This is a genomic window from Calothrix sp. UHCC 0171, assembly GCF_034931845.1.
Lineage (GTDB): Bacteria > Cyanobacteriota > Cyanobacteriia > Cyanobacteriales > Nostocaceae > Brunnivagina.
The window spans coordinates 7,926-19,935 of sequence record NZ_JAYGHN010000010.1 but is presented as its reverse complement, the minus strand read 5'-3'; the positions used below and the strand labels follow the sequence as shown (position 1 = coordinate 19,935).

The following is a 12,010-nucleotide window of genomic DNA, read 5'->3' as shown; positions in this document are numbered from 1 at the left end:
ACACCCCCATATATAAAATTATTTATTGATTTATTTATTTATCTTTGAATGTCCACACACCTTCATCCCAATCGGCATCGGAAGGAGGACTTTGTAACCAATGTTTACAGCGTCGCATATGTAGCATTGCCGCATGATCCTGGGGTTCGATATCTATAACTTTGCTAAATTCGTTTTTGGCAAAGGTAAATTGGCGATTTAAATAATATTCCCGCCCTTTATGATAATGCTCAATGATGTCCAACTTTTTCCCATCTATCGGATCAGTTCGCAAACCAACTAATTCATATATTGCTACAGGTTCATTTCTACCCTTGACGCGGATATAGTCGAGTTCCCGCGCCCAAATATTGTCTTGGCAAGGTTTAAAGGTATTATCACTGATGATAATGTCACAACTGTAGTGTTTGGTGACACTTTCCAAACGCGAACCTAAGTTGACACCATCTCCAATGGCAGTAAATTCCATTCGCTTGCTGGAACCAATATTACCGCTAATGACTGTATCTGAGTTAATGCCAATCCCAATATCAATTCGAGGTTTATTACTGGCGTGACGACGTTGGTTAAATTCCCGTAAGCGTTGGCGCATTTCTAGGGATGTTTGTACCGCCATCCAAGCATGTTTTTCCAGGGGAAGGGGCGAACCAAATACCGCCATGATGGCATCTCCAATATATTTATCGAGAGTACCTTTGTGTTTAAATACAGCTTCTACCATTGACTCAAAGTATTCATTGAGCATACTCACAACTTCTTCGGCTTCAAGATTTTCTGTCAAAGTTGTGTAACCACGAATATCCGAGAACAAAATCGAAACTTCTTTGCGATCGCCTCCTAATTTAGCATCATCAAGTTTGAGTAATTCCTCTGCCAATTCCTGCGTCATATAGCGGTACATGGTACTCTTGAGACGCTTTTCATCGCTGATGTCTTCCATTACCACCAGCGCACCACGGACTTGTTGATTGTCACTCGCGTCAGCAATAGTGTTAATCGACAGGTTAATGCTATGCTCTTCTTCCCCACCCATTAACAACGTGCGATCGGGGTAATATTGTTGGGTATATTTGATGTCAACTGCCTTTAAAGCGTCATGACACCACTTGCTGAAATCACCTTCTTTAATAGCAATCAATTCAGTAATTGATTTACCTTCCAGTCGATCTTCACTATCCAAGCCTAGCATTCGCTTGGCGCTTTCATTGGCAGCAATAATATTACCCACTTTATCGGTGGAAATTACCCCATTAGAAAGACTTCGCAAAATATCGCGCTGCATTTGTTCTTGCTGTTTGACAGTATCAAACAATTTGGCATTCTGTAACGCCACCCCAGCTTGGATGTTAAAGGCTTCCATAAAATCTTCGTCGTTGCGATCGAAGCTAGCTTGGAAGCATTCGGGGGCTTTGGGCCATTGTCTGGGGTCATAGGTAGCAAAATCCCCTGATTTCTTTTTATTGACTAACTGGGTGACACCAATTAACTCTTTGTCAGCGTTAAATACTGGCATACAGAGTAAACTACAGGTACGATAGCCGTTTTGCTGATCGAGTTGTTTGGCAGTATCAGAGTCGGGATGATTATATAAATCAAAGGGAATATTCAGAGTTTTGCCGGAAGCGGCGACTTGTCCGACGAATCCTTTCCCCATGGGTACTCGCAGTTCTCTAGTTGAACCGTTGTCTTGGGTGATTTTCGTCCAGAGTTCATTTTTATCTCGGTCTATCAACCACAATGTACTGCGATCGGCATTCATTAACTCTTTAGCTTCGTCCATTACCCGTTTCAGGGTATCTTCAAGGTCGAGATTACTTTGGGACAGGGATTTAATCGCTTTCATTAAAGCCGCCGCCGCCCGTTGTTTTTGCGTTGCTACATAGAAGGAGCGAGATGATTCTAAAATTAACCGGATGGATAAGGCAAATTGTTGAAAAAGTTGTTCATCAGCCTCAGCAAATCCGTTGATGTCAATTCTGTCTGCTAACGGTGCATTTGGGTGATGGTTAGATTTTAATTTATTTAGCAACTGGACTACAGCAACCAACTGTCCTTGGTCGTTAAGTAGTGGTAATGCCAACATTGTGTAGGTACGGTATCCCGTACGTTTTTCCTGTTCCTGGGCAAAAACAGAACGGGGATCGTTATAAAAATCAAAAGGTATATTAATAACTTGTTTATTTGTGGCAACTTCTCCAGCAATACCCTTATTGGCGGGGATGCGAATTTCTAAAGACTTGTCACCTTCTCCTTCAGCCACTATTGACCAGAGTTCTTGCTTTTCCTCATCTAGCAAAAATATTGTTGTCCGGTCAGCCCCCAATAACTCTCCGGTTTTGAGAGTGATCGAATGCAACATTTCTTGAAGAATTGTTTCAAACCCTTGCGAATCCAGCATCGATAGGGTCTGATTCACAATCATCAACTTTTGCTCAACTTCCGTGACCACCTGTTTAAAGGTATCTTGAGTGAGCGGAGCTAGAAAGGTAGAAATAGTTCCCTGCCGTTTGGCAAGGGCACCCACTGGTGCAGCTTGAGGCTGCAAGTCGCGGTTTCCCTGATTTTCAGCATCAATTACTAAATTGGCAGTTTCACCGCAACTAATTTGTTCGAGAGACATAATTAGCTTTTGATATAGGATTCGATTAAAGAAATGTTTAACAAGGAAGAATTCAGTATTCAGGAGCCAAATTTTAGCATGTAGGCGAGCTTACCCATAGGGTAAATCTGTTAGCTTACTTCCCGATAAGGGACTTCTGACTCCTGACTAATCTTCAAAAATGCCATTTCATATATACGGGTGTTGTTTTTAGCAACCTTAGCTCCCGTTATCACAGTGTAATCTGTCATGAACAAAGCGTCATCCTATGGAGAGGAGGAAGACAAAAGGAGGAAAGCAAAAAAGGGAAGATAGAAGATTTTAACAAAGCCTGGGGGTTTAATTCCCCTGTCTCTACAGACAGCTTGTTTTGTGTCGGGGTAAAAATCCCCGTCACAAAGCGTAATTGCGAATTGCGTAGCTTTAGCTTCTCGCTCTGCGAGTATTGCGAATTGCGAATTGCGAATTGCGAATTGTTTTAATTGTTTGTTTTTACACTGTATGCCTAGCATACAGTGCAGGTCGCTGAATATTTAACTCCAGTTCCACATAACGGGATTATTGTCTAAATGATCAGTAACAATACGCCCAATCGCATCAATTTGTTGTAATTCCTGAGGGGAAAGTTTGAGGGTTGCGGCTTTGGCATTAGTTAATGCTTGTTCTGCATGACGCGCGCCAACAATGGCATTAGTTTGTGGTTGAGATATGAGCCAGGCGATCGCAATTTCTGCCAGTGTACAATTATGACTTTTGGCAATGGGACGAAGTTTTTCTAAAGCTTGATGGGCACGTGCAAAATTGTCGCCCTGAAATAATTTATTATCGGTACGGTTATCACCGACTGCAAATTTGTGTCCTGGGGCAAATTTACCTGTTAGTAAGCCTTGCGCCAGGGGTGAATAAGCTAAGATTGATATTTGCTGCTCGATACAATAGGGCATGGCATCGGTTTCCACGTAGCGCCAAAATAAAGAGTAGGGTGGTTGTAAACTGTCAATCCGTCCGTACTGGCTGGCTGCTTCGAGTTGGGCACGAGAAAAATTAGAAACACCGATCGCTCGAATTTTCCCTTGGGTTTTCAAGTCGTTTAAAGCCCGCATAGTTTCCTCAATCGGGACAATTTCCGAACCAAAGGAGCCAGAAGACCAGTGAATTTGATACAAATCGATGTAATCAGTTTGGAGGTTTTTAAGTGAATTCTCGCAAGCTTCAATAACTAAATTGTACTTAAGATGGTTAGCGAAAACTTTGGTAGCATATTCTACTTTCTCCCGGACATCGGCTAAGGCTGAGGCAACAATCCGTTCGGAATGTCCTTCGCCGTAAACCTCTGCTGTATCGATAGTGGTAATACCTGCTTCGTAGGCAGTTCGTATCGCTTTGATGGATTCTGTATCTTCGATACCAACCCACATCCGTTTACCAGCTTGCCAAGTTCCCATCAAGATGGGTGTAATTTGCACGTCCGATGTTCCCAAGCGTCGCTTTTCCATATTTTTCCCAAATTTATTTCGATGTTCTTTCCCTAGATAATGCTCTAGATAGTGTTTAAGTCTACCTAACTCCATATTCAATAAAATCAGAGTCACAGTAGATATTTATGGACGAATTGACTAGTACCTGTCATGCCCTCAAAGAATGGGCGATCGCAATTCAAGCTTTAGAAACTGGAAATACAATTATGCTCCTCCGCAAAGGTGGTATTCACGAGCGAGGAGGAGTTTTTCAAGTTGCCCACGAGCAAGTTTTGTTGTATCCCACCTATGAGCATCAACAACCGTTTTTATTGAAGCCAGAATATGCTAACCGAGTATGTCCTGTGACATCTGGTTGGCATCCAGAAACTATCAAAATTAGTAGTTTTGCTCAAATTACTGATGTTTTGCCTATTAGCGACGAAGATGTAGTTAATCAGCTATTGCCGTTTCATATTTGGAACGATAATTTTATTTGCGATCGCTTGAAATGGAAAGCTAGTCAACCGTTATTTATATTACTTCTACGTACGTATAAACTCTGTCATGTAGAAGAGATTCCCTATAAGGAAAAATATGGTGGTTGTAAATCTTGGATTGATCTAGAAAGAACTATCAATTTGCAGAATTCACAACCTGTTTTATCTGATTCTGAATATAGCAATATGGTCATAAATATTCGTACTGTTGTTGGCAATAAAATTTACAGCAGCATAACGTAAATATTCTCAAAATATTTTGCATTTATTCCCAATCCAATTTTTGGTACGGGCAAAAGTATATTTGCCCTTTTTTGTTCTCGAATTCAGGTTCAGTTATTATTCTTTTTCTTCTGTATTCTCCTTTGTTCGCCATTTATGTGTGGATTTTATCGTAATTATTTCAGCCATCAATAACATTATTTAAATGACGATTTTGTGACTTTTGTAACTGTACATCTGTTAATTTTATTCAATATTAAATAATAGGTTAGACATGGGTTGTAGGGATATATGACCTTGCAATTTGTATTCTGCATCTAATGTCAACTCATCGTGTAAAAAATACAAATTTACGAATTTCCTGATTTCAATCTCAATATTAGGAGTTAGCCATGCAAAAACGGATGTGTTGGTTACGAAAGTCTGGTGAAGAAAAGGGAAATAAAATTTTGCATTTACAGACTACACCACACGAATCGTGGCAACCTTATACCGCATTTCCTCAGTATGCAATACCCGATTATCGAATGGCAGAAACCTCTAAAGGTTTAGCAACATTTCAAAAGTTGTTAAAAGAAGGTTGGGAAATAGTTCCCAGTTTTTAAGTTGTAGATAATTAATTCTGAACAATTTAAAATCCTCTGGCTTCTCCTTCTCCACGGGAATCTGTTGCCGCCTCTAGGGAACCATCAGGATTAGCTAAGATAATATTTGCATTACCCCAAACTGGCTTTTCCACGATATTATGTCCGCGTCGTCGCAACTCTTGTAGTGTCATCGCATCAAGCCCCCAGGGTTCGACACGTAATTCGTCGGGGAACCATTGGTGATGAATCCGAGGTGTAGAAACTGCTGTACTCGCATCCATTTTGTATTCGATAACGTTGAGAACAACTTGTAATACTTGAGTAATAATGGTGCTACCTCCTGGTGTTCCCGTCACCATCCGCAGTTTGCCATTTTCGGTGATAATAGTAGGTGTCATGCTCGAAAGAGGGGTTTTACGAGGTGCGATCGCATTTGCTTCGTTACCAATTAAGCCGAATGAATTTGGTACTCCTGGAGCTATGGCAAAATCGTCCATTTCGTTGTTTAGCAGTATTCCCGTACCCTCGGCAACGACTCCCGCGCCAAATCCTGTATTGATTGTAAATGTTAAGCTAATGGCATTACGTTCAGCATCGACAACGTTAAGGTGACTTGTTTCCTGGGATTCGTAAAATTTGGGATTGCTCCATTTCTCTTTTCTTTTCTCTCTCCAAATTCTCACCTCGCTGGCTGGTTTTGCCCGTTGCATATCGATTTGCTGTCGTCGTATTTTGGCATATGCTGGACTAATTAATTGGGTGACGGGAACTTTAACAAAATCAGGATCGCCTAAAACTTTAGCTCTATCTGCATAAGCAATTTTCATGGCTTCTACAAGCAAATGTAGTGCGTCGGGATTGCGCCATCCCCATACTTTTAAATCAGTATTCCCAATAATATTTAATATCTGCAATAAATGTACTCCACCAGATGATGGAGGTGGCATCGAACACACTTGATGATTACGAAAATCACCACAAATAGGATTGCGCCAAATTGGTTTATATGCTTTTAAATCAGCTAAATTAATTATGCCGCCATTCTTCGCCATATCTGCACTAATGGCTTTGGCAATTCTCCCAGTATAAAAACTTTGGGGATTTTGGGAAATTTCCGTTAAAGTTTTTGCCAAATCGCGCTGAATTAACTTTTCACCAGGTTGATAAAAATCACCATTACGGGTAAAAATCTTTCTGGCTGCGGGATTGGCAAGTATAACTTTTTTTCTCGCTTCTTGTGTTGTTATTGAGCGAGGGGTAATTTTAGGTGCCAGGATAAAACCATTTTGGGCAAGAACAATCGCAGGTTGTACAACCTCTTTCCAAGGGAGTTTGCCGTACTTTCGATGCACTTCATATAAACCCGCTACTGTTCCTGGTGTTCCCACAGCTAAATGCCCATTAGTGCTTAAATTCTCACGGACTTTACCTTGAGCATCTAAATACATATTTCGACTGGCTTTAATTGGGGCACGTTCACGAAAATCTAGGGCGGCAATTTTTCCGGTTTTTCCTTGGTGTATGAGCAAAAATCCACCTCCACCAATTCCTGCGGAAAATGGTTCCACTACTGATATTGCAAATGTTGTCGCCACTGCGGCATCGACTGCATTACCACCTTTTTTCAACATTAGTAAACCCGCATCGCTTGCTAAAGGATGGGCTGATGTCACCATTCCCTGTTTGCTGCGAAGAGGTGCTGGGAAAGCAGCTGATGCAATTTGATTGGTAACTTGATTGTAGAAAAATATGCTAAAGGAAATGGCAGTGATGCTAACCTGAGTAAACTGCTTCAATACATACATAATTGAGATATTTTATTTTAGAGTTATCGAGACATTTGTGAAATGAATCTTCATAAGACACGCATTATATGATACCAGGCTCACTTAAATATCTACATCTACGCTAAAACTAGCGCGGAGATGGGGAGATTGAGTAATACGAAAAATTTTTAATCAATAGTGACTAGCCGACATGATATGACTTTTTGAGGGAACTTTTTGAGGCAAATCATTACATTTAAAGTCAGGAAATTATCAAAAATTATCAAAATGACAAATATATAAATACACAAATATTAGAAATCCAAACAAAAGATAACTAAACACGAAAAAAAGCGTAGAACATCTGTTGTTTACTTGCTCTACGCCGAAAGATTAGTTTTACAAAATTTCCCAAAAATCTACATGCTTACAGAGGTACCTGTAGTTGGATTAGCTGATTTAACTTTATCTCCTACCTTTGCCCTATACAAATTTACTAGTCGTTGTTCCGACATCACTAAGTCGTTGTGGATATCTGTGAAAATTGCGGTTGTGATGGGGTCGGTAAATGCTAGCATCAAATTGCCAATATCACCAATACCTGTTTGTATATCACCTAAAGCAGAACGTAACTGAAAGATATCATCGCTTCCTGTGAGGGCAGCTTTGACTTTGGCATATTGGTTGGCAATATTAGCAGCCAATGAGGGTTTTTCGCCAAGTTGATTGAGTCGCATTTCCAAGGCTGGGATATGGCGTTGTTTGTTGGTAATGATTTCTTGAAAGGCTAATTTAATTTCGGTATCTGACTCTTTTTCAGTATATTTTTGCAGTGCTTCCAGGGAATATTTTTCGCCAGCCAATGCAGTATTCAAACCTTTGACGATTTCACCCTTGGTAGAACCACCCCAAGCATCTGCTAGTTTCCACCATTCTACATTGCGATCGCCTAGTGGTTGCTGGAAGATATCGCTTTCATCGGGCAATCCTGCATCTTTGCCACCATAACCTAAGCGACTTAAAATTGCTGTGGTAAACAGGGCTAAATCTCCAGGTTGACGGGAGGTAATCAAGTTTTCATCGATAACTACAGGTTCATCAGTGTAGTTCGCGCCAGCATTAATCATGTCTTGACGAATGGCAATAAACCCGGTTGCTTTCCTACCTTTGAGTAAATCAGCTTCAATTAACAATTGAGGTCCATGACAAACGGCAGCAACTAATTTGTTTTGAGCGATCGCTTCTTTGATAAAACGTACTGTATTCACGTTGCGACGCATTTTATCGGGTGCCATCCCGCCGGGAATGATAACTGCGTCAAATTCAGCTGCGATCGCTTCTGTTGTTGTACCATCGGGCTGTATGGATACTTTCCCGCGTTTCCCTTTGTAGGTTTCATTCATGCGAGCGCCAAGAACAACTACATCCATTCCCGCTTGTTTTAACCCGTTATATGGGATTTGAAATTCTGCATCTTCGACATCATTTTCAATCAGAATTGCTACTTTTTTGAGTTTGCGATTATTGTTGAAAGTCATAATTTGTCTACCAGGTAATTAGTTGAAGTTTAGGTGCAAGTTTATAATCAACAAAGTATTAAATTTCGTCTATTTATTGATTTCACATATTTACTTTAGTCTCCAAATATACAAGCTATAACCATTAAAAAACAATAATAAATTACTAATAATATTTAGTTAAAAGATACTAAGTATCAATTTCAGTTTGAACAGTTGACAGTGAATGATTGTAATCACTGCCAAGTCATACTTTGAACCAAAATTTATTTTGATGAATACTATGATTTTAGTAATTAATAAAGCATAAGCTTTGTATTTTGAAACTTATAGACCAAAACAATATTGCCGGAGCTAATTAACGATTAAAATCGTCTACTAAATTACTTATGATCATAGATATTTAATCTTCATCATTCTTCGCTCTTGAGATAGATATATTGTTTAAATATTTTTCTTCAAGAATATTTTTTTGAAAATAATCATCAAATCAATATTTAACTGAGCATTAATAGAGTAATCCGCAGATTTTGAAAATTAAAATTTACCAAAATATGAGAAATCTGTTTATATCTCGTCGCCCCATCGATACATATTATCTACATGTTTTATATATCTAAAGTATGAGCGAGTATAAATGAGCCTTTTGCTCTCTTTACCCTTCCCATGCGGTATAAAGTTATTGACAACAACATAACACCCCAATCAAAACTATCCGTGGCAAACCATCCCGAAAACACCGAAACCTTACTGAAAACCCCCCTCTACCCCCTAGCTCAACAACTGAAAGCCAGATTTACAGGCTTTGGCGGTTGGGACATGCCTGTACAATTTTCTGGTATTACCGCCGAACATGAAGCCGTCAGAAATAATGTCGGGATGTTCGATATCTCCCACATGGGTAAATTTACTCTCCAAGGTAGGAATTTAGTTGCTCAATTACAAAAACTTGTCCCGTCAGATTTGAGTAGACTACAACCAGGACAAGCACAATACAGCGTTTTGCTTAATCCTGAAGGTGGTATTATTGATGACATTATTTTTTACTACCAAGGTGAAATTAGTATAGGGGTAGAAAAAGGTATATTAATTGTCAATGCCGCCACCTGCACCAAAGATAAAGGCTGGTTACTAGAACATCTCGACACCAACAGCATCAACTTCCAAGATGTTACCCAAGAAAAAGTATTAATTGCTCTCCAAGGACCTAAAGCAGTGGAAATACTGCAAAAATTTGTGAGTAAAGATTTATCCGCCATCAAAGCCTTTGGACATCTGGAAGCAACAATACTCGGAAAGACTGCATTTATTGCTAGGACTGGTTATACGGGTGAGGATGGCTGCGAAATTATGCTTGACCCCAAAACGGGTGTAGAACTATGGCAAAATCTGATTAAAGCTAATGTTGTACCCTGCGGACTGGGTGCTAGAGATACCCTACGGCTAGAAGCCGCGATGGCTCTCTACGGTCAAGATATCGATGATACCACAACACCTTTAGAAGCCGGTTTGGGGTGGTTAGTTCACCTTGATAAAGGGGAATTTATTGGCAGAGACGTATTAGAACAGCAAAAATCCGCAGGTGTCAAACGGAAACTGATTGGTTTGCAAATGCCAGGGCGAAATATAGCCAGACATGGTTATCAAGTATGGCATGAAGGTAAAGTAGTTGGGGAAATTACCAGTGGTTCCTTATCCCCCACATTAGGCTATCCCGTCGCCTTAGCCTATGTTCCCACAGAAATTGCGATCGCAGGACAACTACTAGAGGTAGAAATTCGCGGCAAAAAATACCCGGCAACAGTAGTTAAGCGCCCCTTCTACCGTTCAAAATCCCGCTTAATCAACTGAATTAGTGAGCTAAAAAAAGCACCTCCGCAAAATTACACATACAAAACGAAAAGTAATTATGAATACCTTAGATTTCTCCGAATAAATCCGTAGAGAAGATGCGATCGCCAACTGTACTAATGGCTGTAAAGTGGTAATTTCGGCAGTTATTACAGGCATTTTGCAAATGATTTGTTAGATTGGTTGGTCGTCGCCAGTCTTTTTGCCGTTAGAGTGAAGGGAGTGGCAAACTAAGTGATATACGCATCACCATAAGCCAAATATATGACACTAGTACCATTTACCAAACTTCGATCGCAAAAATATATTCGTGGTTGTCTACCATTGCTAACCGCAGTTCTCATATGTGCTAATTTTGCCAATGTAGAAGCTCGCTCGCCACGTCCGAAAACCAAGCCAGGAGCCAAAGCCGATGCAGCACTAATGGAACAGTACCGATGGAAGCTATTTAATGCTCCCGATGGGCGTTTTAGTGTTTTGATGCCTGGAAAACCAAAGGTGACAGCCCAAACCCAAAAAACATTTATGGGGGAAATTAATCTTCAGGTATTTGTTGCCCAACCTCCTAAGCAAGATGTTGCCTATGTTGTCGCCTTTAATGATTTCCCGGATAGCTATGGGCAAATGGCAGACCCCGAAGAGGTGCTGAAAAATGCTCAAGAGATGGCATTAAAAACAACCCAGAGTGAGTTGCTCAATCATAGAAGTATCCGTAGTTCTAATGGGCATCCAGGGCGGGAAATTGAGTACATTAATTCTGGTGGCAAGATTACTAAGAACCGCATGTATTTTGCCGAGGGACGTTTATACCAGGTAATGGTTGTCACTACTAAAAGGCAGAAACAGTTTTTAACAAAAAGTATTGCTGGGTATTTAAATTCATTTAACGTTGTTTTGAAAAAGTGATAGATTCTACTTGTGTAACAAATAACAACTAAGTGAAAATTTCTGTTTGAGGGTGCAAGGTAAGGTATTGCATCCTTTTTCAAATTCAAATATCTATTTCTATTCATTCCCCACAATCAGCATATGACTTTAATTACACCAGTAGAACTGCAAGAATATCAGAGCCAACTTGTCAATTACCCAGATGCAGATGTGAAAGTAGGGCTAGATGCGATCGCTAAATATGATGGTAATCTGGAAGCTGCTTTCTCGGAATTATTAACACAAAGCGGTGAAGCCACATTCCGCCAAGTTGATTTAGCAGACTTCGCCAACAGATATCGGGATGCTGTCTGTAGTAAACCCGCAGAGGATTTTCTCGGTTTATTAAATCTAGTTGCCGGATTTTTACCCCCTCCGGCATCTTTAGCAGTTCCAGTTGCTTTGTATATCCTCAAAATAGGTATCCACAATTATTGTCGGTCAGGAAAAGCACAACCCGCGTAATTTCGCCAAGGAAAATATCTTCGTTACCACCTCATCCCTGGTCTTTAATATCATGTTTGGCTAATCGCTTACAATTAAAATTTCTCCGCTTCCCCGCGTCTCTAAATCTCCGTGTCATA

At 40.2% G+C, this 12,010-nt stretch carries 10 protein-coding genes; 5 read left to right on the top strand and 5 right to left on the bottom strand.

Annotation, left to right across the window (positions count from 1 at the left end; genetic code table 11):
• Positions 1 to 34: 34 nt before the first annotated feature.
• Together VB733_RS09950 and VB733_RS09945 are read right to left on the bottom strand one after the other, a co-directional pair.
• On the bottom strand, positions 35 to 2,620 hold the full coding sequence (locus VB733_RS09950; RefSeq protein ID WP_323339931.1) for a GAF domain-containing protein: 2,586 nt from the start codon (positions 2,618 to 2,620) through the stop codon (positions 35 to 37).
• A 512-nt stretch (positions 2,621 to 3,132) separates the two neighbouring features.
• Positions 3,133 to 4,095: an aldo/keto reductase gene (locus VB733_RS09945; protein WP_323340056.1), complete on the bottom strand. Its 963-nt coding sequence runs from the start codon at positions 4,093 to 4,095 to the stop codon at positions 3,133 to 3,135.
• Positions 4,096 to 4,202: 107 nt separating this feature from the next.
• On the opposite strand from VB733_RS09945, the gene VB733_RS09940 reads away from it, so the two are divergent.
• Entirely contained in the window at positions 4,203 to 4,799 is a 597-nt protein-coding gene (locus VB733_RS09940; RefSeq protein WP_323339930.1) for a DUF1802 family protein, read from the top strand.
• Between the two features lie 371 nt (positions 4,800 to 5,170).
• Complete coding sequence (locus tag VB733_RS09935) at positions 5,171 to 5,383, top strand: hypothetical protein (protein ID WP_323339929.1); 213 nt, start codon at positions 5,171 to 5,173, stop codon at positions 5,381 to 5,383.
• A 26-nt stretch (positions 5,384 to 5,409) separates the two neighbouring features.
• On the opposite strand, the gene ggt is transcribed toward VB733_RS09935, so the two are convergent.
• Positions 5,410 to 7,170: a gamma-glutamyltransferase gene (gene ggt / locus VB733_RS09930; RefSeq protein ID WP_323339928.1), complete on the bottom strand. Its 1,761-nt coding sequence runs from the start codon at positions 7,168 to 7,170 to the stop codon at positions 5,410 to 5,412.
• Between the two features lie 380 nt (positions 7,171 to 7,550).
• On the bottom strand, positions 7,551 to 8,669 hold the full coding sequence (locus VB733_RS09925) for a DJ-1/PfpI/YhbO family deglycase/protease (RefSeq protein WP_323339927.1): 1,119 nt from the start codon (positions 8,667 to 8,669) through the stop codon (positions 7,551 to 7,553).
• A 696-nt stretch (positions 8,670 to 9,365) separates the two neighbouring features.
• Here VB733_RS09925 and gcvT point away from each other — a divergent pair.
• Positions 9,366 to 10,499, top strand: coding sequence for a glycine cleavage system aminomethyltransferase GcvT (gcvT, locus tag VB733_RS09920; protein ID WP_323340055.1), 1,134 nt, complete (start codon positions 9,366 to 9,368; stop codon positions 10,497 to 10,499).
• Positions 10,500 to 10,508: 9 nt separating this feature from the next.
• Here gcvT and VB733_RS09915 read toward each other — a convergent pair whose 3' ends face one another.
• Positions 10,509 to 10,658 carry a hypothetical protein gene (locus VB733_RS09915; protein WP_323339926.1) on the bottom strand — a complete coding sequence of 50 codons (150 nt, stop codon included), beginning with the start codon at positions 10,656 to 10,658 and terminating at the stop codon, positions 10,509 to 10,511.
• 105 nt (positions 10,659 to 10,763) lie between these two features.
• Between VB733_RS09915 and VB733_RS09910 the strand changes: the two genes are divergently transcribed.
• Both VB733_RS09910 and VB733_RS09905 read left to right on the top strand, forming a co-directional pair.
• Positions 10,764 to 11,405 carry a hypothetical protein gene (locus VB733_RS09910; RefSeq protein ID WP_323339925.1) on the top strand — a complete coding sequence of 214 codons (642 nt, stop codon included), beginning with the start codon at positions 10,764 to 10,766 and terminating at the stop codon, positions 11,403 to 11,405.
• A gap of 123 nt (positions 11,406 to 11,528) precedes the next feature.
• Entirely contained in the window at positions 11,529 to 11,891 is a 363-nt protein-coding gene (locus VB733_RS09905) for a hypothetical protein (RefSeq protein WP_323339924.1), read from the top strand.
• Positions 11,892 to 12,010: the final 119 nt, after the last annotated feature.